Annotated in this window: 16 protein-coding genes and 2 pseudogenes; 9 read left to right on the forward strand and 9 right to left on the reverse strand. The window is 57.4% G+C overall.

Annotated features, from left to right (window positions below; translation table 11 throughout):
• Positions 1-29: 29 nt before the first annotated feature.
• Complete coding sequence (locus PspS34_RS13980) at positions 30-845, reverse strand: helix-turn-helix domain-containing protein (RefSeq protein ID WP_150812999.1); 816 nt, start codon at positions 843-845, stop codon at positions 30-32.
• Positions 846-1,110: 265 nt separating this feature from the next.
• Here PspS34_RS13980 and PspS34_RS13985 point away from each other — a divergent pair, with 265 nt between their 5' ends.
• A complete protein-coding gene (locus PspS34_RS13985; protein WP_057716601.1) occupies positions 1,111-1,383 on the forward strand; it encodes a DUF1652 domain-containing protein in 273 nt (90 codons plus the stop codon).
• A gap of 128 nt (positions 1,384-1,511) precedes the next feature.
• Here the strand turns inward: PspS34_RS13985 and PspS34_RS13990 are convergent, their stop codons facing one another.
• Positions 1,512-3,986, reverse strand: a complete 2,475-nt coding sequence (locus PspS34_RS13990; protein WP_159389952.1) for a UvrD-helicase domain-containing protein — start codon at positions 3,984-3,986, stop codon at positions 1,512-1,514.
• Positions 3,987-4,265: 279 nt separating this feature from the next.
• Between PspS34_RS13990 and PspS34_RS13995 the strand changes: the two genes are divergently transcribed.
• Positions 4,266-4,961 carry a pirin family protein gene (locus PspS34_RS13995; protein ID WP_102670283.1) on the forward strand — a complete coding sequence of 232 codons (696 nt, stop codon included), beginning with the start codon at positions 4,266-4,268 and terminating at the stop codon, positions 4,959-4,961.
• 208 nt (positions 4,962-5,169) lie between these two features.
• Here the strand turns inward: PspS34_RS13995 and pgm are convergent, their stop codons facing one another.
• The 4 genes from pgm to PspS34_RS14015 form a co-directional block, all read right to left on the reverse strand.
• Positions 5,170-6,813 carry a phosphoglucomutase (alpha-D-glucose-1,6-bisphosphate-dependent) gene (gene pgm / locus PspS34_RS14000; protein WP_154909079.1) on the reverse strand — a complete coding sequence of 548 codons (1,644 nt, stop codon included), beginning with the start codon at positions 6,811-6,813 and terminating at the stop codon, positions 5,170-5,172.
• 113 nt (positions 6,814-6,926) lie between these two features.
• On the reverse strand, positions 6,927-8,327 hold the full coding sequence (locus PspS34_RS14005; RefSeq protein WP_150812996.1) for a PLP-dependent aminotransferase family protein: 1,401 nt from the start codon (positions 8,325-8,327) through the stop codon (positions 6,927-6,929).
• 40 nt (positions 8,328-8,367) lie between these two features.
• On the reverse strand, positions 8,368-9,858 hold the full coding sequence (locus tag PspS34_RS14010; RefSeq protein ID WP_159389953.1) for a hypothetical protein: 1,491 nt from the start codon (positions 9,856-9,858) through the stop codon (positions 8,368-8,370).
• A gap of 550 nt (positions 9,859-10,408) precedes the next feature.
• Positions 10,409-11,431 (reverse strand): zinc-dependent alcohol dehydrogenase family protein, encoded by a 1,023-nt coding sequence (locus PspS34_RS14015; protein WP_057714783.1) that lies wholly within the window; start codon positions 11,429-11,431, stop codon positions 10,409-10,411.
• Between the two features lie 270 nt (positions 11,432-11,701).
• Here PspS34_RS14015 and PspS34_RS14020 point away from each other — a divergent pair, with 270 nt between their 5' ends.
• The 4 genes and pseudogenes from PspS34_RS14020 (at position 11,702) to PspS34_RS28810 (ending at position 15,579) form a co-directional block, all read left to right on the forward strand.
• Positions 11,702-12,616, forward strand: coding sequence for a LysR family transcriptional regulator (locus PspS34_RS14020; protein ID WP_154859968.1), 915 nt, complete (start codon positions 11,702-11,704; stop codon positions 12,614-12,616).
• A 152-nt stretch (positions 12,617-12,768) separates the two neighbouring features.
• Entirely contained in the window at positions 12,769-14,037 is a 1,269-nt protein-coding gene (locus PspS34_RS14025; RefSeq protein WP_159389954.1) for a site-specific integrase, read from the forward strand.
• 916 nt (positions 14,038-14,953) lie between these two features.
• A pseudogene (locus PspS34_RS28565) lies at positions 14,954-15,181 on the forward strand (site-specific integrase); the annotation flags it as partial.
• 32 nt (positions 15,182-15,213) lie between these two features.
• Positions 15,214-15,579, forward strand: coding sequence for a hypothetical protein (locus tag PspS34_RS28810; RefSeq protein WP_275113809.1), 366 nt, complete (start codon positions 15,214-15,216; stop codon positions 15,577-15,579).
• Here PspS34_RS28810 and PspS34_RS14035 read toward each other — a convergent pair.
• The 3 genes from PspS34_RS14035 to PspS34_RS14045 all read right to left on the reverse strand — a co-directional run bounded on the left by PspS34_RS14035 (position 15,576) and on the right by PspS34_RS14045 (position 19,329).
• Positions 15,576-17,522: a methyl-accepting chemotaxis protein gene (locus tag PspS34_RS14035; RefSeq protein ID WP_159389955.1), complete on the reverse strand. Its 1,947-nt coding sequence runs from the start codon at positions 17,520-17,522 to the stop codon at positions 15,576-15,578. The two genes, PspS34_RS28810 and PspS34_RS14035, sit on opposite strands and share 4 nt — an antisense overlap.
• A gap of 211 nt (positions 17,523-17,733) precedes the next feature.
• On the reverse strand, positions 17,734-18,969 hold the full coding sequence (locus PspS34_RS14040) for an FAD-binding oxidoreductase (protein ID WP_159389956.1): 1,236 nt from the start codon (positions 18,967-18,969) through the stop codon (positions 17,734-17,736).
• A 12-nt stretch (positions 18,970-18,981) separates the two neighbouring features.
• On the reverse strand, positions 18,982-19,329 hold the full coding sequence (locus PspS34_RS14045) for a RidA family protein (RefSeq protein ID WP_159389957.1): 348 nt from the start codon (positions 19,327-19,329) through the stop codon (positions 18,982-18,984).
• Positions 19,330-20,066: 737 nt separating this feature from the next.
• On the opposite strand from PspS34_RS14045, the gene hisC reads away from it, so the two are divergent.
• The 3 genes and pseudogenes from hisC to PspS34_RS14060 all read left to right on the forward strand — a co-directional run bounded on the left by hisC (position 20,067) and on the right by PspS34_RS14060 (position 23,204).
• Complete coding sequence (hisC, locus tag PspS34_RS14050; protein WP_159389958.1) at positions 20,067-21,203, forward strand: histidinol-phosphate transaminase; 1,137 nt, start codon at positions 20,067-20,069, stop codon at positions 21,201-21,203.
• Positions 21,203-21,940, forward strand: a complete 738-nt coding sequence (hutC, locus tag PspS34_RS14055) for a histidine utilization repressor (RefSeq protein ID WP_159389959.1) — start codon at positions 21,203-21,205, stop codon at positions 21,938-21,940. The genes hisC and hutC overlap by 1 nt, the downstream gene beginning before the upstream one ends.
• 41 nt (positions 21,941-21,981) lie before the next feature.
• A pseudogene (locus PspS34_RS14060) lies at positions 21,982-23,204 on the forward strand (MFS transporter).
• Positions 23,205-23,554 lie beyond the last annotated feature (350 nt).

The raw sequence follows: 23,554 nt of genomic DNA on the forward strand, positions 1-23,554 counted from the left end.
TTCGATGACGTCGATCCTAGTGCGTGGGCTCAGGCGCTGTCTTGCGCGCGTGCACGCAAAGAAATTTGTTTGACGTAAGCCTTGGGGGACTGGCCGGTGTGCTGGCGGAAACAGCTGTAGAACGCCGACAGCGAATTGAATCCGGCAGCGAAGGCCAGTTCGTCGATGCGCACTGGCGGCATGGCGGCATCCAGCGCCGCAAGCAAATGTTGCAGGCGCGCCTGGTTGACGTAGCGGTAGAAGCTCTGGCCCAGCACCTGATTCAACAGGTAGGAAATCTGGTTGCGGCTGTAGCCACACTCCTTCGCCACTCGTTGCAGATCGAGCTCCGGGTCCAGATAAGGCTGTTGGCGCTGGAAATACTGCTGCAGGTCATCGGCCATGAAGCTCAACTGGCGAGGCGACAGGCCGAGCCGGCTGACCGCCGGGCGCTGGTTGCCGGACGTTTTGCTGCCGGGTTGTTCATGCACCAATGAAGCATATTCATTGACCCGCCAGATCAGCCCGTCCTTGACGGTGATCGCTTCGCTGGCGCGGAACGACACCAACCCCTCACCACCGCGCAAGGTGATGCGGTACTGAATGAACGCAGTGTTGCCGTCCAGTCGAATGCGGTCGGAGTGCTCCAGCGCTTCGTCCGGATCCCGGGGCATGCTGCTGCGCACATACTCGCGCAATTCGGCCAGGCCCATGACCCGGTTCTGGAAAAAGTCGTTGTACTGGACTTCAGGGTGATAAAGCGCCATGACGCCATCCAGATCCCGGTGCTTCCAGCGCAAGTGATAGCGCATGACCGTCTCGCCCGTGGCCTGGGTTTGCAGCGGGCCATCATCATCGGCGTGCATTGAACATCTCGACGGGAAAAGACCGAGCTTGCCCAACTTCCGTTTTGTCTTCAACGACTAAACCAATGATGACTTGTGCCCGCAAATGGCCGATAAGCGTGACCTGAATCAAAAAAGTGCCGGCAATCGCCAAACGACCTGAAAACTCCACATTGTTTTCACATCCGGATGCTACTTTTAAAAACTGTCACTGGTTGAACCAATGAAGGTTCTTCCCTCCTACCATGAGCTAACGGACGCGCTCGATAATGAAGGCGGGCAACACATGAATAAAGGGTTCAGTAAGGTTACGTTTCCAAACGCCTGCCAGCTGATGCGCTGGCATTTTCATCCCATGGGTTTCGAGGCGAGCATGGACGCCCCGGGCAGCATGATTGCCCGTCTTTTTGATCGTGCCACTGGCGAGACCATGATCGCCATTGCCGGTATTCCGTGCGCCACCGTCATGAATGCCGCGGATGTAGAACGAATAATCGAAGCGGTGGAGGACGAGCTTGAAGCCTTCATCCCACCGGAGGCCTTCAAGAGTTATGCCTGAAGGCTCACTGACTGAAAAGCCCACTTGTAGGAGCGAGCCTGCTCGCGATGGACTCAAGAGCGCCGCGTTTAGCCAGTAAATACGCGTTATTGTTAACGACCATCGCGAGCAAGCTCGCTCCTACAAAGTCAGGCGGTGATTTGGCTTTTACGATGGTCGACAAAAAACGCTTTGCCCTTGCCGATCCGGTCGGAGGCCTTGGGCATGTTCGCGGCCTGGGTGTCTTGTGCGTCGACGTACCAGTAGCAATGGCTGACAGCGCGGGTAATACCCACGTAGGCCAACCGCAGGATCTCGTCCTTCTGGGCATTGTCATAGGGCTCACTGTCGCCGGCCTTGCCCAGGCCCGCCATCCGGTAAACCTGATTCTTGTAAGGTGAACTGGTCAGGTGCTGGCAGTCGCCCAGCAAAAACACCGCATCGGCCTGGAGGCCCTTGGCGCTGTGATACGTCAACTGCTTGAGCCTGCGAGCCTCATACGGCAAGCTGGAATCAACATTAAGTACTGATTGAATATGCTCTTCTATCAATGACTTATCGCTGCTTTTTCGATAAAGCATCAAGATCGAATCGCCCTTTCGATAATGCTCCATCAGGCGTTGGGCCATGCCCTGGTCATCACGATCAAGGACGTTCACCGGCAGCAATGCCTTGGGTTCACCGCTGGCCTTGGCTTTCTTCCCGGCAATCGCCGGTGCTGCGCGCACGATGTGCTCGGCGGCATCGATGATGTGCTGGTGGCTGCGGTAGTTGTCGCTGAGCATGACCTTGGTGGTGCTCGGCGACGGGAACTCCTTGTTGAACTCCATGAAGTAGGTCGGCGAACTGCCGCGCCAACCATAGATGGACTGCCAGTCATCGCCCACACAGAGCAACGAGGAACGTTGGGCTGCGCGCCCGACGTGCATGGCCGGCCCGCGACTGCGGATCTCTGCCAGGCTGGCCCTGATCCAGGAGACGATCTGCGGCGAGACATCCTGGAATTCGTCGATCATCAGGTGTGACAGCGGCCGCAGCAGCTCATCGCCGAGCAATTTGAGGTTCTCCGGCGAATGTTCGCTGAACAGGGCGAACATTCGGTTGTAGGTCATGATCGGCGGTTTCTGATCCAGCAAATGATCTTCCAGCGCCCGCCAGTACAGACTCAAGGCTTCGAAGAAGAACCGGTCGGGATCGTCCTTGGCGAAACTCATCCGGGCCACGGCGCCCGGCACGTCCAGCCCGAGGTTTTCGATGAACCCGGCGGCGGCGACAAAACAATCGAGCAGTGGCGCTGAAGCGAGCTCGCCCTTGACCTTGTAATCGAAACCCGGCCCGGCGCTGGCATCACCGGCGAGTGAGGCCAGAACACGTCTTGATGATTCATAACTATCCAGCCATATCAATGGCTTACGACAGAAAGCTTGAAACAGTGTGCGCTTTACTGCCCACTCTGCGCGCACCGTCAGCTTGGCGTTTGGTCGCGTCACCTGCGGGTTCTCCCGAGGATCGAACCCCAACACCACCCAGGCATCCAGCGACGGGATGTAGCCGTGACAATGGAATGTCGAACCGTTGATATCGAATGACTGACGTTTCGGTTCGATGCCCTTGATGGGCCAGGCACCGGCGCGAAACCACAGGTCCTCGATGGCGTCGCACAGCTCCTCATCGCGTTTGGCCGCAAGCTCGGTAACGCCCATGCGTTTTTGCACATCCGGGTGATCGCGCTCCAGCTCCTTGAGTTGCAGGGCATGCCGGGACAATGGCTTGATCAACTCGCGAAAATGCTCATCGTCACGGTGCAGACGGTGATAGCAGGCATTGAGCTGTTGGCGTTGGGCGTCGTTGATGCGCAGATCGAACGGATTGCTGTCGACCTCCTCGTCCCCCTGTGTAGCCCGCAGGCTGAGGTTCTCGAAAGCCTGTAAACGTTCGAAACCCGGAAGGCTGCGCACCATCGGCAGGATCCGCGAGTGAAAGGTGCGCACCAGGTCCCGCGCCTCCTTGAAACTGATCCCGCGGCCCCAGAGCGCAAACAGTTCGATCAGCTTGTTGATGAAGTCCTTGCGCGACTCGCGGGTGAAGGTCACCACCGTCATCGAACACAGCTCGTAGCCCAGGTAATGGGTCAGCAGCAGGATACGCAGCACCAGCGTGGTCGACTTGCCTGCGCCGGCACCCGCGATCACCGAAGTGGACGGGGTGTCGCTGAAGATCATTTTCCACTGTGCGGCACTGGGTTGGGCATGGGCCGGCAACAATCGGGCGACATCGGCCTTCATGCGCTTCTTCAGCTCGGCGCTCAACGGCAGGCGCCAGTCGTCGAACAACAGGTCGTCGACATTCGGCGGTCGGTGTTCAGTGCAGCGCGAGTCGCGGATCAGCAGGACCTGTCGACCCTCCTCCAGACCTTCGAGCTTGCCTTCCCTGTAGCCGTAATCGACCCCGGCACTGTGACCGCTGCGAAAACCGTCGGCCTGACCATGCAACCACGACGCCCGATGCTGTGCGTGCAGGCGGGTCAGGCTGTAACCGAAGAATCGGGCGAGCAATCGCTTGATCAGCGGCATCTCGGCCAGTGGGCGAAGTTCAGGCGGGAGATCGGGGGTGTGTTGCGGCACGCGGACTGACTCCAGGGTGTGAGGCTGTTGAGCGCTATGGTGTCTGCATTTGCCGTTGAGTTCTAGTCAATTGCTTATGACTCATTGGCTTATGCGATGAAGTGAAGGTTGGATGAGAAACTTTCGAGGTTATTTCATATCAATCCATTCGATAGGAATGCGGCATTTTTTACGCTTTTTATCGATGGTTGCCTGTTGGATGATGGCCGTCATCACTCACCGGTCTCGCTTCGTGGCTCAGGCACCTGGCCCCATGACGAACCTTTTCTGGAGACGATCATGCTTGAACTCAGACCTTTCAACTCGCTCGGCGGTGCTCACCACGGCTGGTTGGATGCCCACCATCATTTTTCGTTCGCCGAATACTACGATCCCAAGCGTATGAACTGGGGCAACCTGCGGGTCTGGAATGACGACGTGATCGCGCCCGGCACCGGTTTCCCGCAACACCCGCACCGCGACATGGAAATCATCACCTATGTCCGCGAAGGCGCCATTACCCACCAAGACAACCTTGGCAACAAGGGTCGCACCGAAGCGGGTGACGTCCAGGTCATGAGCGCCGGCACCGGGATTGCCCACAGCGAGTACAACCTGGAAGCGACGCCGACCAGGATTTTCCAGATCTGGATCATCCCGAACGAGTCCGGCCTGGCGCCGTCCTGGGGCGCCAAGCCGTTCCCGAAAGGTAACCGCGAAGGTTTTGTCACCCTGGCCAGCGGCAAGGAAGGTGACGATCAGAGCCTGCGTATCCGCGCCGATGCCCGGCTGGTAGCGGCCAACCTGAAGGCCGGCGAATCCGCCGAGTATCACCTGGACAACGGTCGTCGCGCCTACCTGGTACCGGCCACAGGGGTCATTGAGGTCAATGGCTTGCGTGCACAAGCTCGAGACGGTGTAGCCGTTGCCGATGAGCAGGTGCTGCGGGTGACGGCCATCGAGGACAGCGAGATTGTTCTGGTGGACCTGGCTTGATTCGCTGAGCGCAATCCAAAAAAAGGGGCGACCATGTTGGTCGCCCCTTTTTTGGGTGCCTGTTCAAATGTCTTCGCTGGCAAGCCAGCTCCTACATGGGGAATGCGGTCCAATGTAGGAGCGAGCCTGCTCGCGAAAAACCCGAGGATACCGCGGGGTGTCAGGCTGCCAGCGTTATCGTTGACGACCATCGCGAGCAGGCTCGCTCCTACAAGGAAATGGCACCATCCACCAGCGTTTGCGCCTCGGCCACCAGTTGCTTGAGGTGGTCGTCGCTGACAAAGCTTTCGGCGTAGATCTTGTAGATGTCTTCCGTGCCCGACGGACGCGCCGCAAACCAGCCGTTCTCGGTCATGACCTTGAGACCGCCAATGGCCTGGTCATTGCCCGGTGCGTGGCTGAGGATGCTCTGGATCGGTTCGCCGGCCAGTTGAGTCGAGGTGACCTGTTGCGGCGACAGCTTGCTCAGCAGCGCTTTCTGCTCCGGATTGGCCTTGGCGTCGACCCGTACCGAGAACGGCTCACCCAGTTCATCGGTCAAGGCGCGATACGCCTGACTCGGGTCGCGACCAGTCCGGGCCGTCATCTCGGCGGCCAGCAGGGCCGGAATCAAACCGTCCTTGTCGGTGCTCCAGACCCCGCCGTCCTTGCGCAGGAACGAGGCACCGGCGCTTTCTTCGCCGCCGAAACCGAGGGAGCCATCGAACAGGCCGTCGGCAAACCATTTGAAACCCACCGGCACTTCGTACAGGCGACGATCCAGGCGCTTGGCCACGCGATCGATCAAGCCGCTGCTGACCACGGTTTTACCCACGGCGGCATCGGCGCGCCATTGCGGACGATTCCGGAACAGGTAGTCGATGGCAACGGCGAGGTAGTTGTTCGGTGCCAGCAAGCCACCGGACGGCGTGACGATGCCATGGCGGTCGTGGTCCGGATCGCAGGCAAACGCCACGTCGAAGCGCTCTTTCAGGCCGATCAGGCCTTGCATGGCGTGGCTGGACGACGGGTCCATGCGGATCTGGCCGTCCCAGTCGACGGTCATGAAGCGGAAGGTCGGGTCGACCTCTTTGTTCACCACATCCAGGTCCAGGCGGTAATGCTCGGCAATCGCCGACCAGTAACGCACCCCTGCTCCACCCAACGGATCGACACCCAGGCGCAGCTTGGCATCGCGGATGGCGTCGAAGTCGATCACGTTGATCAGGTCGGCGACATAGGTGTTGAGGTAATCGTGACGATGGGTAGTGCTGGCCTTCAGTGCCTGCTCGTAGCTGATGCGCTTGACGCCGGCGAGCTTGTTGGCCAGCAGTTCGTTGGCCTTGGCTTCGATCCACTTGGTGATGTGGGTATCGGCCGGGCCACCGTTGGTTGGGTTGTACTTGTAGCCACCGCTTTGCGGCGGGTTGTGGGACGGCGTGATAACAATGCCGTCCGCCAGGCCGGTGGTGCGTCCACGGTTGTAGCAGAGAATCGCATGGGAAATGGCCGGTGTCGGCGTGTACTCGTCACCTTCTGCGATCATCACGGTCACGCCGTTGGCTGCCAGTACCTCGAGGGCACTGGCGCCGGCCGGCGTGGACAGCGCGTGGGTGTCGATACCGACAAACAGCGGGCCATCGATGCCTTGAGCTTCGCGGTACAGGCAGATCGCCTGGCTGATCGCCAGAACGTGCCATTCATTGAAACTCAAGTCGAACGAGCTGCCGCGGTGCCCCGACGTGCCGAAGGCAACGCGCTGGGTCGAAATCGCGGCATCAGGCTGACCGGTGTAATAGGCCGTTACCAGTCGCGGGATGTCGACCAACAATTGTGCCGGTGCCGGTTTACCCGCAAAAGGACTGAGTGTCATGCAAAACCTCTGGAATAGAGTGGTTCAGGAATTGGGTCGCAGTTTACTGGCAGTTTGACCGCAAGGCGATGGGATCGATCCAGCACAGTGGAAGTTGTTATTTTTTGTCTCACTCACTCGATTGATTCCAGGCGCAGCGCATCCCCCAGCAATCCCAGCGCGGCCGCCAGGTTGTGATCGCCGCCGAAGGTATGACTCAGGCGCAGATGCTGCCCGTGCAGGCCGTGGAGGCTGAACAGCTCGCCCGGCGCGATGACCACCTGATGCGCCAGCAGGCGCTGGAACACACGACGGACATTGACCCGACGCAACGAGCGCATCCAGATCGTTGCACCACCTTGCGGCTCGACGAAATGCAAGGCATCACCCAATCGCTCCTGCAACAACAGGGTCATTTGATTCTTGCGGTCATTGAGCAGCCGCCGCAGCACCAGCAGGTGTTGATCAATGCGACCGCTGCTGTACAAACGGGCAATGGCTTTCTGGCGTATCGGCGAGAGTCGGAAGGACCGCAGCAGAAAGTGCCGTTGCAACTCCGCGCTCAAATGCCTTGAAAGCAGAAAACCGTAAGGCGCTTCAGGTCCGATGATTTTCTCGAACGTGGAAAACACCATCAGCCGTTCAGGGTCCAGCAAGTCTCGAAAGCGCAGGGTGCCCAGGTCGAATCCGAGTTCGCCATAACAGTCGTTTTCCAGCACCCAACTGTCATGCGCGGCCAACAGCCGGGCAATGGCCTGCCTGTTGTGGTCAGGCGCCAGGCTGCCACGGGGCATGTTCAGGGCCGATGACAGCATCACCAGCCTTACCGGTTCGGTATCGAGCAGCATTTCAAGACGCTCCGGATCCAGACAGGCATCGGCTTGCACGGGCAACTCGATCACCCGCACGCAGGCGGCTTGAAACAAGCGCAGGATCGTCCAGTCGCACGGCGATTCGACCACCACCGTGGCGTCTTTCAAGCCCAGCACGGCGATCAGGATTTCCAGTACACCGCGCAGGTCGGCGCCGATGTAGACATCATCGGCGTGCCAGTAACGCATGGGAGATGTGGTGTAGCGTGCCGCCAGGGCGGCGCGCAGTTCGAGTTCGCCGCAGGGTTGCGAAGGCGACTGCGGCTGGCGGGGATACTGGCGCAGCAACTCCCGCTCCAGCAGCAACAACGGGCTGTCCAGTGGCTGCAATAACGCCGGTTCATCGGCGCTCATGACCAGCATCCCCGGGCGCCTGGCATTGACGTAGACCGCTTCCAGCAAGTCGCTGCCGCTGTCCTGCAGGTTGATTGCGGACACTGGCAATGCGTAGTAACCGGACTTGGCCACCGAATAGACCCGCCCTTCTTTCTCTAGCAGCGAATAGGCGTATTGAATGGTCGAGATCGACACATTCAGACGCTCAGCCAGGTGCCGCAGCGACGGCAGGCGGATGCGCGAATCCCCTTCAGACTCGTTGATCAGGCTGACCAGGTATCGATAAACCGCTTGATAGGCGAAATCCGTTTCTCGTGGACCTTTCATCGGCGAAGGCCATTTGCATTGACTGAAAATCCACCCACGTTCAGTGACCCGCTGACCATTCATCCACCAACGTGCTGTCAGCATCAGGATCGCCCAGCGCATCTTGCGACACGGCCCTTGGGATGACTGCTTCAGCCACCCCGCCAGCGTCTGCGGGCGTCCGCTCCATGCGGTAAAGCTGGCCAATCAGGCTGACGGGCAATCCGCTGACATCAATCATCCATTGCATGATCTGTTCGGCGACCGGATGCCCCTGCATGGCCTTGTGCAACTCGGGCATGGCCACCAGCATGCCCGGGTGGCACTGACGCAGAAAACGCTCGAGCCCCGCACCTTTTTCGGTAAAGGGCGCAAACAGCAGGCACACCAGTTGTGCTTCGCTCAGGCCCAGGTTCTTTTGTGCCTCGGCCGCCGCTCGGGCGCGCAGTTCGACCAGTGTCGCCGGATTGCCGAAGACCTCGATGGCCTGCTCGCACAATCGCTCGGGCAAGTGCTTGCGGCGCATCATCACCAAGGCCCGTTGCAGGTATTGCGCAACACCGGATTCGTAATTGCGATTCTGCACGAAGCACGCGTGCAACCCTCGGACGTGCGCCGTGATCGACGGGCTGACGAATTCGTTGTCGCTGATCTGCGCGGACAGTTCGTCAGGCTGGAACCCGAGAAATTCCGTCAACAATGGCCAACGCTCTTCCAGGTTGCTGACCTGCAGGTCGTGAATGTCGATGCAGGCCGTACGACGGCAGGTTTCGAAGCGCTCTTGCGGACGCCACCGGGCCTGGCCGTAATCGGCGTAGAACCCGTGATAACAGTCGCTGCCCAGTTCATCGAGCAATGCAAACAACCCCGCATAACCCGGCTCGCCCGCAGGCGAAGGCTTGAGCCCTGCCTTGGTGGCGGCGCGCCTCAAGCCGTCGATGAACTGCTTTTGCTGACGCGGCGTGTCACTGATGAGCAAGGCGTCGACACCGCCGTCCCAGCGAGCGATTTGTCCGTAGAACTCTCCCGTGGCCAGATAACCGTCATCCCAAAGGTCGAACCCGCCTCGCCACTCCCGGCGATGGCCGATCAGCAGCAGGTTCAGGCGGCTGGACTCGCGGCCGGCGTCGGAGATCGGCGTCAGGTGGTTGAACGGCAAGACTTCCCGATCATCGACCATCAGTACCTCGACCCGAGGATCGTCATAGACAAACAATGCGCTGTTGGTCCGGTGCATGTTTTCCACGGCCGCGCCGCTTGTGCCGTTCAACCGTAACGAGGCGATGCGCAACTGGAATGTCGCCGGCGTCCGCGTGGCGATGGTCAACTGTGCAGCACGCAACAAAGCCAGGGTGTAGCAGTTGTCACGGGCCCCGGACTGGATCGCCAACACCTTGTAATCGCCAATGTGCTCCATGCCCCCGGCCGCTACTGCCAGGCGCTGAATCAACAATTGCAATGCAGTGCGTTCGGCACGGGAGAAAAAACCCAGCAATCGCTGCAGCACTTGTTGATAGACATAGTTCATCGCTTGGTCATGGATGCTGGTCATCTTTATTTACCTGATACTCGTAAGTTCAATATCGTGCAGACAGCAAATCCCGTTGGACTGTCGGCGCGAATGGAGTCATGGACTTTATTGCCAAATGCTAACACTTGAATTTTCTTGAAATCATTTGAAACGATCGCAACACCCCCTCGACTTAACGACAGAGGTGAGGCTGGAGCGCCCTGCTGGCAAGGGTTTGCTGATTTGAAACCGGAGTCCTAGGAAATATCCGACAAAGTCCCACAGACACTTAATACAAGAAACAAGGAAGGAAGTTGCAGCTGTCTTTTTGGCAACTAGCCAACGGCCAACTAATTTGGAGATTTGCACCGATGGCGCACATTGAAAAGTTTCAGCCTGACACCCGGCCATGACTCATTCCTTGAGATGAAAGTAATCATTCAATTATCAGGGCTTAGTGGCTGATTAGAAGCTACAGATTACGGGCAAAAACCAGTTCAGTTGCTGGACCGGCCTGCGGATCGATGGCTTTCGGGGGGGGCTCAAACGAAAGAGTCCGTGTGGGCACGGACTCTTGGGAGGACTGTAAGTGCTACGCCGGCTCGACCTGCAGCGCGACCCGTTCGCGACACGGGCATTCGTCCATGTAGCGGTGTGCTTCGACAAACTCGGCAAACGGGAAGACCCGAGTCTTGAGCGGCAGCAGAACGCGGTCGGCGGTCAACTGGTTGATGTCGCGCAAGGCACGTTGCAGTGCGGCCTGGTCCTGGGTGATGCCCAGTTCCGGCTTGCCCGTGAAGTTGCCGATGCAGTGCACGAAGAACTGAATGTTCTTCTGGAACGCTGCGCAGGCCGGGAAAGGTGTCTGGTTGCCACCTTGCAGGCCGTACAGCACCAGGCTGCCGCGAGGCGCCAGCACATCGCCCAGCAACGACATCTGCGGACCGCCCAAACCATCGAACACCACATCTACGCCACGGTTATCGGTGATTTTGTTGATCCGCATCAGCAGATCTTCTTCCTCGGTGACGATCACTTTCTCGGCACCCAGCGACAGCAGGTATTCACGTTCCTCCTCGGTCTTGGTCGCGGCGATCACTCGAACTCCCAAGGCCTTGCCCAGTTGTACGAACGAAGGTCCGGCGCAATGACTCGCGTCGGTCACCAGAGCAAATTGCCCGGGCTTGACCCGTGCCAGATCGGCATAGGCGAAATAGGCGATCAACAACGGCGTGTAGTGCACGCTCGCTTCAATCGGGCTAAGCACATCCGGATAACGGGTGACTGCCGAGCGCGGCAGAACGATCTGCTCGCCGTAGACCGGGTAGTCGTTCGGGCTTTGGGCCGGAAAGCTGGCGACCTTGTCACCGACCTCCAGGTCATCGACGCCATCACCGACAGCGGTGACGATACCGGCCATCTCCTGGCCAAGGCCTGAAGGCAGTCGGGCATGGGACGGGGCCAGGTTCTGACGCCAGAGAGTGTCATACCAACTGATGCCAATCGCCTCGACGCGCACCTGCACTTCGCCCGGTGCAGGCAGAGCCGTCGCATGCTCTTCGCATTTGAGCACCTCGGCTGGACCAAACTTGTGAAAACGTATCGTGCGGGACATCGCAAACCTCGCCAAATAAACCTCTAATGCCATGAACTCTAGCCGGGCTTTCAACCCAACACTATCTGTGGCTATTAATAGTCGACATGCCTGTCATTGATTCCGCAGCGGCGGCAACATCGTCAAATGTCGTAAGAAACCGAAGCAGCCTATGTAGGAAAAACTGAATTACCCGGTGCAGAGTACCAGTCTTTCCCCGTAATATTCCTGCTGGCCATTGTTCTCATATGGCCGCCCACGTCAAGCTTGCTGACTCTGCCAGGACTCCAGATGAATCGTAATGACCTGCGTCGTGTCGACCTGAACCTGTTGATCGTTTTCGAAACATTGATGCACGAACGCAGCGTGACCCGTGCTGCGGAAAAACTGTTCCTCGGCCAGCCAGCCATCAGTGCGGCGCTCTCGCGCCTGCGCGGCCTGTTCGATGACCCCTTGTTTGTGCGTACCGGCCGCAGCATGGAGCCGTCCGCCAGGGCCGTCGAGATCTTCGCCCTGCTCTCCCCGGCACTGGATTCGATTTCCACCGCGGTCAGCCGTGCGGCCGAGTTCGATCCTGCCACAAGTACTGCCGTGTTCCGCATCGGCCTTTCGGACGACGTCGAGTTCGCCTTGCTGCCAATGCTGCTCAAGCGCCTGCGTGCCGAATCGCCGGGGATTGTGCTGGTGATACGTCGGGTCAACTACATCCTGATGCCGGGGTTGCTGGCATCCGGTGAGATATCCATCGGTGTCAGTTACACCACCGACCTGCCGGCCAACGCCAAACGCAAGGTACTGCGTCGCAGCCAACCGAAGCTGTTGCGCGCCGACACCGTGCCGGGGCCGTTGAGCCTGGATGATTACTGCGCTCGCCCCCATGCACTGGTGTCGTTCGCAGGCGACCTCAGCGGCTTCATCGATGAAGAGCTGGAAAAGCTCGGGCGCAAACGGCATGTGGTGCTCGCCGTTCCGCAGTTCAACGGGTTGAGCACCCTGCTCGCGGGCACCGACATCGTCGCGACGGTGCCGGACTACACGGCCGATGCACTGACTGCCGCTGGCGGAGTGCGGGCCGAAGATCCGCCGTTGCCGGTGCGCAGTTTCGAGTTGCACATGGCGTGGCGCGGGTCTCAGGATAATGATCCGGGGGAGCGCTGGTTGCGGTCGCGGATTCAGATGTTCTTTGGGGACCCCGATAGCTTGTAATGGAATTCCACTAAATTCCACAAAACTGTTTTATAACAACAGCTTAATTTAATTATCAGTCTACTGCCGCCTGTCTAAATCCAATGGATTCCAGAGCTTATGGGGGCATAATTGGGGGCAAATTTCGGTTCTTAAAACGGATGCCCCCACCGATGCCCCCAGATAATGCGGATGTTTTCAAACGAAAACTCAGCGACGCCTTGATCCGCTCGCTGACCGAACCCGGCAAACACGCTGACGGCGAAGTCCCTGGTCTCTACTTGGAGGTGAGGGCCTCGAGCAAGGTCGGCAAATCCCCTTCCAAGGTTTGGCGATTGAAGTATCGGCTGCATGGCAAGGAAAACCGCTTCTCCATCGGCGCTTACCCCGACATTGGTCTCAAAGAAGCGCGCGACATTGCCCGCGGCGCACGCCACGACGTGGCTAACCACACCGCACCGCTCAAGGCCAAGACCGCCAAGATCGAAGCACACCTGCTCAACGAGGTGCGTACCTTCGAGTACGTAGCCAAGCAATGGTTGGTATTCAAGTCTGCCGACCTGGTGACCAAATCCATCTCGGGGTTTAACGGAGCGCTGAACAACCACATCTTGCCCGCGATTGGTAAAAAACCGGTCAGCGAGATCAAGCTGGAGCACATCACCACAATCATTACGGAGTTGCGTCGCCAGCGCACCATGGCCATGGCCCGGCGCGTGCGTACCATCATCCGTGCCGTCCTGGGCTTTGCCGAGGGACGAGGCTGGGTGGAGCGCAATGTGGCGCTTAGCAACATTGAGGAGTTGAAGATCCGCCATGTCGTAACCAGCAACCCAGCGATCGAAAGGCCAGCCGACCTAGGCAGGTTTCTCCTGCGTCTGGATGACTGCAACGACGGCAGCGTTGCCGTCGCGATGCGTCTGCTGGTTATGTTGCCGGTCCGTCCAGGCGAACTGGTGCAGATGCGCTGGGAGGACGTCGACTTGGTGGGCGCCGATTGGCGCTACGTGGTCAGCAAGACCAAGCACCTGGACAAGAGCAAGCACATCGTGCCGCTGCCCGAGCAAGCCCTGGTCCTGCTGCGCAAGCTACGCAAAACCTGTGTGGTGGATGCAGACGGCAAGGGTTGGGTGTTCGTCTCGCCGGTCTATCCGGGACGCCCCATAAACCCGACCTCCATGCTCAAGTCCTTTCAGCGTATTTGGCCAGAGTACGACATCACTGCCCACGGCTTTCGCGCGACCTACAGGACCATTGCCCATGAGCATCTGGGCATTGACCCCATTGTGCTCGAGCTGTCGCTGTCGCACCGCATGCCAGGCGCGCTGGGCGCCGTGTATGCCCGTGCGCAGCTGCTGGTACAGCGGCGGGAGGCGGCCCAGCAATGGGCCGACTACCTGGACCAATTGCGGAAAAACGCGGCGTTTGACGTAGCAAATTGACCATTTTGGTAATACTCGCTCGCCATCAGTGCAGCCACCGATCAAGCACCCGGCAATGAAGTTGGATCTATCGCTTCAAGCTCAATGGGAAGACGCGAGACATGGGACTAGACACAGTCGACGATACTGGACTTGCCCGATGCTCGAGACTCGGCAGCGCAAGCTCGCATACTTGTGAAAAGTGGCTCTGACCCATTCAACTCCGTCAGCTTCTGAGTGATCCACCGTAGGAAGACAGCGAAACAGTTGTCAAAACGTTCAGAGAAGTCGCCGAAGACTACATAGAAGCTCACTGACCTGGCTGGAAAAATGCAAAACACGCCCAGCAATTGACCAATACACTGACCACTTATGCGTATCCCATCATCGGTGATAAGCAGGTGAACGAGGTTGAGAAGCGAAGCCGGAATCGAACCTTTCTCTTTGTTATTGAAAATAAAGGGAAATTTTTAGTTCGAAATTTTTTCTACCTATGTGTACCCTCAGTCTGCAAGCAGCCTCAGTTTCGAGCGTTGCTACCGGTTTCCACCGAGTAATCGCCATGGAAAATTCGGGTGTGGTCATCCACACGGAAGGGTCCTTCGGTGAGTGGACTTTTCCAATGGTACGACTGGAACGCAGTAGAGCACCGCATGAACGACAGCGAACCTAACTCCGGTTGGACCAGAAACGGGTCGCAGACCACCGATTTCATCGGATTTGATCAGCAGGGAACGACCCAATACTGTCGATGGCGACAGGCAGCATCACGATAAATGCAGTCGATCGGTTTGGCGAAAACCTTCAAACCACCTGATTTAGAAACCCAAGACCACCCAGCTTTCGTGGACTGAATGGTCTTGGGGGCTGTCTTGCGAGAACTCTTTCAGGGCTGTACCTATAACTCACAAGGACAACCCTTGTGCAATTCGGCCACCACCACGTGTTCCTATCTGCGTTTGGAGCCCACTATTTCAGCAAGCTTCGTCAGCTCACAGGACACTCTCAATGGTGCTTCCCCGCAAAGCATCATAATGGGCATGTCGATCTCAAGGTCGTCAGCAAACAGGTTGGGGACCGCCAATCACGTTTCAATAATCGCAAGCCGCTAGCACGTCGCCGACATGATGACACCCTGGTGCTGTCTGGTGGTTTGAATGGGGAATGAACACCTCATGACTTGAGATCGCCCATGCGATCCGTCGCAAACTCGGCGGGCTGGTCATATCAGGCGCCATCCGTAACAGCGAAGAATTGCTGGCTGGCAGTTTTCCAGTTTTCGCCTTGGGTGTTACCCATAGAGGGCCTTTCCGGGATGGACCTGGAGAAGTCAATCTACCGATCGCCTTGAGCGGAATGGTGATTCTCCCAGGTGATTTGGTTTGCGGCGATGCCGACGGCGTGGTCAGCGTGCCGCGTCATGAGGTTGAGGAAGTCCATGCGCTGGCGCTGAAAAAACATGATGATGAATTGAGGTTGATGGCGCAAATTAAAGCCGGCACGTCAGACCGCCGCTGGGTGGACGAACTGCTGATTCGCAACGGCTGTTCAATTGAAAGCTAGAACTTGAAACGTCCCACTAACCCCTTCAGTTGCCCTGAAATATTCGTCAAGTGGCCCGATCCCGCATGCGCCGAGCGTGCGAATTCTTCGACCAGTTGGGCATCGGCATGAATCTGCGCGATATGCCGGTTGATGTCTTCGGCGACCTGATGCTGTTCTTCTGCTGCCGTGGCGATCTGAGCATTCTGGTCACGGATCAAGTCCACCGAACCAAGAATCTTGTCGAAGCTGTCGCGCGCTTGCTGGATAGATTCAACACTGCCTTGAGACGCCTGTAGACTCTTCTGCATCTGTTGTGTCACTTCCTGCGTTCGTCGCGCCAGATTGCCGAGCAAGCTGTCGATCTCGCCAGTTGAGTCGGCAGTACGTCGCGCAAGGGCACGTACTTCGTCGGCCACCACCGCAAATCCGCGACCCTGATCGCCGGCGCGGGCAGCCTCAATGGCGGCATTGAGCGCCAACAGGTTGGTTTGTTCGGCGATAGAGCGAATGGTATCGAGGATGGCGTTGATGTTCTTGCTGTCCTGCTCGAGCATCTGCATGGTCCGCGCCGACTGTTGCAGATCATCGCTCAGTTTAAGGACGCTACCCGTGGCTTCGCCGATGTGCTTTTGTCCGTCGTGCACTTCTCGATAACCAACGTCCGCACTTGAAGCCGCTTGACTGCAAGAGCGCGCCACTTCATTGGAGGTCGCGACCATCTCGTTGAACGCAGTACTTACCAACTCAACCGCTTCGCGTTGTCGAACGGCAGCGTTGTTCATGTTGCTGGCCACTTGACTGGTGTCCGCCGCAACCTCTTGCAGATCTGAAGAAGCGCTGCCGATTCGCCGCATCAGTTGCGCAATCATTCCGAGGAACTGGTTGAACAAACCCGCCAATGTCGCCGTTTCATCCTTCCCCCGCACTTCCAGTTCGCGAGTCAGGTCGCCTTCCCCCTCGGCTATTTCTTGCAGGCCATCCGCAACGCCACGTATCGGTCGAACAATCATGCTCGCGAAACTCGCGCCGACGATGGCAAAGATGACGGCTAACACGGCGGCAATCAGCGCGATCAATCCTGTCAGGCTGGTGGCCTGAGCCATGACTTCATCGCGCTTGATCAGACCAATAAAGCGCCAGCCCAGGCTTTCGGAACTGACCACATTAACCATGTACGGCACCCCATCGATCTCCACCTGGGTCATGCCATCGCCACTCTTTGCCAGCTCGGTATAGCCAGGGCCCAGGTCGGCTAGGGGCTTGAAACTATTTTTGGCATTGGCGGGATCGACCAGAACGTTACCATTGGCTTCGACCATCATCAGGTATCCGCTGTCGCCCAGTTTGATGGTTTTAACCAGTTCAGTCAGTTGTTTGAGCGAGACATCCACGCCGACAACACCCACCGGGTTGCCGCTGGCATCGGCGAAAGCGCGAACCGTGCTGACCAGCACCATGTCATCAGGCGCCCAGTAGTAAGCGCCCGTGCGCACAGTTGAGCCTGGCGCGGCCGCCATGGCGGTCTTGTACCAAGGACGCACTCGGGGATCGTAGCTGGCCATTTTCTGGTCGTCGGGCCAACCGGTAAAACCGCCGTCGTTGAGCCCCAAGGAAATGGAAGCGGTGGTCGGATGGGTCTCGGCAAATTGATCAAAAACAGCCTGGAGTCGCTGATCGGCTTCGGTCACAGGGGTTTGCTCAGCATTGGCAGCGGTATAGTTTTTCAATCCCTTGACGGTGGCAATTCGAGGATCCTTGGCAAGGTATTCGACGTTTTGGCGGATGCTTTCAAAGAACTGCTTCATGCCGTTGTCGATCTGACGAATTTCACGGCCGCTGCTATCCAGGAAATTCGCTTGTGCTGCGCTGCGCAAGTTCAATACGACGAGCACAGCGACCAGAATCACCGGAAGGCAGGCGACGGCAGCAAATACCCATGTCAGCTTTTGTTTGATGTTCATGACTTCTCCAGCGGGTATTTATAGGTAGTCAGGGCGAGCCGATAGAACGGATATACCGAATGAAATCAAAACAACGCCCACGACGAATGCCACGAAATCTGCGAGTGCAGCGTCCGTAGATAAAAATCAGTGTTTTATTTTCATGAAAGTTAGGTTCTCGCCCACTACTCCGAGGGAGATGGGCGAGAACATTCATGCACAGCTACTGAGCTCAGAAACGCCCTGGAGCAAAGGGTGCCGGATCGACCACTGGTGTCTCGCCCATAATTAACTCTGCTAGAAGTCGACCGCTGACCGGGCCGAGCGTGAACCCCTGATGGGCATGGCCGAAATTGAACCAGAGTCCTTTATGCAAGGGCGCTGCGCCGATCACCGGCTTCATGTCTACCGTGCAGGGTCGGGCGCCGCTCCAAGGCGTGCGCTCCACTTGGGGGCCTAACGCTAATACCTGCCGTGCGGCCCGCTCGGCCTTGGCTAGTTGCACCGGTGTTGGAGGCGCACTCAAGCTGGCGAATTCCGCCCCCGTTGACAGGCGGATACCGCGCTTCATCGGCGCCAGCATGTAGCCTTGTTCAGTATCCAGCACCGGGCGGCTCAATGTCGCGCCATCGGCAAAGTGAGCGTGGTAACCGCGCTTGACGAACAACGGAATGCGGTAGCCCAACTCGCCAAGCAGTTCGTGAGCCCAAGGGCCCAACGCCACGACCACCTGCGACGCGCCGACCGATCCAGAATCGGTGTCGACGCTCCAACCGGCTCCCGACTGACGCAACGATCGCGCATCGCCGCGCAAAATCTCCCCACCTTCACGCACGAACAGATCGGCATAACGCTGCACCAACTCACCCGGCTCAATGCACGTCCAGGGTTGCAGCCAATGAATGCCCCCCACCAATGCATCGCTCAACGCTGGTTCCGCCAGTCTGAGCGCGACACCGTCCAGATGCTCGGACAACACGCCGTATGCACTCACGCGTACCGCACGCTCCACCGCCTCATCGAATTGCTGTGGGCTACGAAAAGCCTGGATCCACCCTTTGCGCACGATCAGGTTTTGCGAACCGCTTTGCTCAATCAACTCCGAGTGCTCGCTGATCGAGTGCTCAATCAGCGTGCGAAAGGCATCTGCAATGGCCTGGTAATGCCTAGGTGCGGAGTTGGCCCAATACCTGACCAAGGCAGGCACGTATTCAGGCATCGCGCGCAGATGGTAGTTGACGCCAATGTCGCGCTTGGCTGCAACGTTTATCAGGCTGACAAAATCCCTTGGGAACGCATAGGGCTCAATGGCCTCACGCTGAATGATGCCTGCGTTGCCGAACGACGTTTCACGCCCCGGCAAACCTTTGTCCACCAGCGTCACCGCGCAGCCACGGCGTTGCAAATGCAACGCCGTGCATACGCCGACAATACCGGCCCCCAGTACCACCACTTGTTTTTCGTTCACGCTGCCTCCGAATCAAGCACGCTGTTGCGCGATGACACTGATCTCGACCAATGCATCGACCACAAGGCCGGCGCAGACAGTCGCGCGCACTGGCAGGTTGGTCGTGAAGAATGATGCATAAGCCCGATTGAATTCGGCAAATTTACTCCGGTCGGTCAGGTACACGGTAACGCTGACAACATCGTCCAGCGACAGCGATTCGGCTTCCAGCGTTTGGGCAATACGCGTCAAGGTCAAACGCGTTTGCGCTTCGATACCTTCAGGAAAGCTACCGTCCTCACCAAACGGCAATTCGCCAGACAAAAAAACCAGGCCCTGGCTGTGGCGGACTTTGGAAAAGGGCAGATTGCTAACGGTCATGGCAGTTCTCTCTTGGGTATTTCAAGGAGGCGCCCATCAACGAGCACCGGTTGTGAATCATCGATTCGACTTCAGCGGTTTTTACGGTAGGCCATTGAGTCATGCATACGCTTGAGCATGTAATCCCCCTCGCGGACACCGGACACATAGATCAGGAGCGAACAGCTTCTTGAGATCATGTCGACTCGTTGCTTCATACGTTCAGGAGGGGTGAATGTATGTTTTAGCCTGAAATACTAAACCTGTATATACACGATTATGCATTTACCATGCCGCTCGATCAAAAATACGCCATGGGCCTGAGGTAGAGCGACTTACCCTCCTCTAGCGATTAGGACACCTTAGGTGCCCCGATACTCAAGGTTTCGTTTTCCCCCACCAGGCATCACGGGTAACACTCTAGCGCAACCATTGGTTACACAAAGCTAAAAGGCAGCGATCATCAGCCTGATCTACTCCGCTAGAAACAGGCCTGTACTTTGGAATCAAGAGCAGCTCAGACATTTTGGCCTGCATTTTGCCTTACTGGTATATACAGGCACATACAGATGTCTGCTGCGTAATCATCCTGATTCCCAAGGATGTTACTCATGAATGTACTGATACCGCTCAGACCCATTCAACTAACAGCCGTACGAGATCAGCCATAACGCCGAATAGCCGCGTCTGCAGCAACTCCTGCAGAACCACCTAGATCGTAATGCCTTCCAGCAAGACACTAATGAGGTTAGCCCTGTATGAATGCCAATGACTTGAACCTGCTCGCCCGCGCAGAAGTGCGCGAACTGGCCAGCTACAACGCCGGCCTTGCCTCGGATACTGTGCGCAAGCGTTTCGGCCTGACTCGCGTTGCCAAACTAGGCAGCAACGAAAACCCGATGGGCACAGCACCCGCCGTTAGCGCCGCAACGGCTCGAGCTTGCAGCGAAATTGCGCTATACCCCGATGCTGGCTGCCAGGCATTACGCTCTGCACTCTCGGAAAAACTCGACGTACCCGAGAATCAATTGGTGTTCGGCAACGGCTCGGAAGATTTGTTGAGCGTCATCAGCCGGGTGTTTTTAGACCACGATGACGAAGTAGTTACCGTGGTGCCATCTTTCGGGTTGCACTTCATATACCCAATGGCAGCCGGTGCCAGGGTGGTAGGTGTTCCCATGACCGACAGAGGCACCTTCGACGTAGCGGCAATGATCGCTGCACTCACCCCCCACACCCATGTGCTGATGTTTTCATGCCCGTCAAATCCGGTCGGCTGCACCTTAAGCGCCGACGAGTTGCAGCAGCTGCTCGACGCATTGCCCTCGAAGTGTCTACTGGTGTTTGATGAGGCCTATTACGAATACGCGCAGTGGGAGGCCGAGTACCCGGATTGCCTCGGTTTGATTCAGGCCAGCGGCAAACCGTTTATCCTGCTGCGGACTTTCTCCAAGGCTTATTCCTTGGCAGGTTTGCGCATCGGCTACGGTATCGTCAGCGATCCACTGCTGGCAGATCTTATTAACCGCCTGCGCACCCCGTTCAACGTCAACAGCGTGGCACAAGCTGCAGCGATTGCGGCGCTGGCAGATGATGGTCATCTAAACGCCTGCCTATCCCATGTCGCCAGCGAACGCCGGCGGCTGGAAGTGGCACTGCACGAGCAAGGCATTACGACCGCACCGTCCTTGGCCAACTTTCTGTTTTTTAGCACGCCTTATCCGGCCGAAGTAATCAACCAAGCACTGCTGCGTGAAGGGGTTATCATCAAACCGTGGCGCGAAGTTGGATACACTGAGTACTTGCGCGTCTCTGTCGGAAGCTGTGAGGATAACGACCTTTTCCTCCAAGCACTGGCAAGCGTCCTTGCCGCACTAGAGACACGGGCTGACTAATGATCAAAAATGCACCACAAGCGCTCTACCGGCGTGCAAAGGATTATGTGCAAGACCAACTTCGCGCGGGCGTTTGGAAACCTGGTGACCTGATTTCTTCAGAAAATCAGCTGGTGCAAGAACTGGGCATTTCGCGCATGACCGTCAACCGGGCCTTACGCGAACTGACCGAAGAGGGTCATCTTGTCAGGATTTCAGGCGTTGGCACGTTCGTAGCCGAAAGCAAACCGCAATCAAACTTGCTGCGTATCACCAACATTGCCGACGAAATCCTTGCTCGAGGTCACAGTTACACCTGCCGTGTCCTGCACCTGGGGCGCGAATCGGCCTCAATGCCGGTGGCGTCCGCATTGGGCCTGACCACCGGTTCTTCAGTTTTCCACCTGATCTGTGTTCACAGCGAAGAAGGCGTGCCCGTGCAACTCGAGGATCGTTACGTCAATCCCGAGCTGGTGCCTGAATTTCTGAAGCAAGACTTTGGCGAGCACCTGCAACCGGCCAAGTACCTGTTGCGGGTCATCAAGCCCGACGAGATGGAACACATCGTCGAAGCCTGTCACCCCAGCAACGAGGAAAGCAAACACATGCAAATCGATGCTAATGAACCTTGCCTCGTGCTCATACGCCGAACCTGGAGTCAGAGCAAAATCGTCACCTATGTGCGTTTAGTACACCCGTCCTCACGCTATCGCCTAGGCAGCCGCCTGCCAGTAAATGGGGCGCACAGAGACAGTTGAGGCCTGAAGGCACTTGATGAATTGAACCATCATGATTTGGGATGAACACCTCATTCCTGCAGCTTCGTTTGAGCCAAGGTATCAACGCCGAATCTCAGGAGTTGCTCCCCGCGACTTCAGGCTTCCTGCTATTTTTTTGCTTGTTCACCGGCTGCTTCAAGCTGCGTCCGATCCGCGAATCCATGGGCATAATGGTGGGGGTGGAGAATTTGCAATGGCTGTTCACCGCAACTTTCTTCGTTATGCTCGCCGTAGCTCCCATGTTTGCCTGGCTCAGTTCCCGGGGGGCACACCTGCACTTTGTCGATTGGGTCTATGGGTTCATCAGCGTTAACTTGATGATTCTCGCCGCACTCTTCCAAGTGCAAAGCGAAAACCCGTGGATGGCACGTGTTTTCTACGTCTGGATCTCTGCCTACAACTTATTTGTCGTCTCGGTCGCCTGACGCCTGTTGGCGGACGTATTCGACGGCGTGCAACCCGGACGCTTGTTTGCCTTTATTGCGGCCTGCGCCAGTGTCGGTGGGCTGGTGGGGCCTGCACTCAGCGCGTTGTTTGTCGGTCAACCGGGAGAGACAGGTCTGATGCTGCTGGCGGGTCTATTACTTGGCGCAGCACTGGCACTAAAATACCCGTTAATGCGCTGGCATGAGATCGGCGGTGCAGGACGCCCCGGAGCCACATCGATAGACAGTCCGAGCATCCTCCTTTCAGCGGCTTGACGCGAGCCCTGAAGTCGACCTACCTACTGGGTATATCCAGCTTTATGATGCTGCTCGCAACTATCACGACATTTTTACTGCGAACAAGCACGTTTGATGGCCGAGCTTTTTCCTGACCGTCTGACTCAGATTCGCGTATTCGGAATCATCGACTTCATTGTCCAGGCTGGCGCCCTATTCTCGCAGCTATTCCTGACTGGCCGCTTGGCGGAGAGGTTGGGGGGGGGCGCATGCTTCTGGCGATCGTGCCGCTGCTGATATGCATCGGCTTGATTGAGCTCGCGCTGGCGCCAAGTTTTATCATCCTCACTGTCCTAATGACCGTGCGTCGCATCGGCGAATATGCCTTCGCCCGTCCGGGCTGGGAGATGCTCTTCGCGCCACTCGACGCCGAGAGTAAATACAAGGCCAACAGCGTCATCGATACCGTCGTTTATCGCGCAGTCGATGCCATTAGCGGTTGGGTCAATAGTGCGCTTGATATGCTGGGACAAGTTGGCGGCCTGCTTGCAGTTGTCAGTAGAGTGCGCGCATTGCTCTGAGGCTGCCTGGGATGGAGGCTTGGCAAGCAGGCAGATGAAACTAATGCCAAGAGCTCCGATCTTGCTGCCGACAATCCGACGCAAGGTTTGCCGGTGGAACGGGCAGGCGTTTAGAGATTCTGTAACAGCGCTTCAGCGAAAATGCGGCCGTCATAGGCATCTCCCTGAGACTCAAAATCTCAGGCCATGACTGTCGTGAATTTTCATGTACTACAAACGCAAAAAAAGCTCCACAGCTACAACGACTGCCTGTCGCCAATAGCTGTAGAGCAAAAAACTGCATAAACATTCTAGCTAATGTGTGGAATGACTCGACAAATTCAGCTCACCCGAGACAGGGGCCAAAGGCC

Origin of the sequence: Pseudomonas sp. S34 (genome assembly GCF_009866745.1) — a bacterium.
GTDB classification, from domain to species: Bacteria; Pseudomonadota; Gammaproteobacteria; order Pseudomonadales; family Pseudomonadaceae; genus Aquipseudomonas; species Aquipseudomonas jessenii.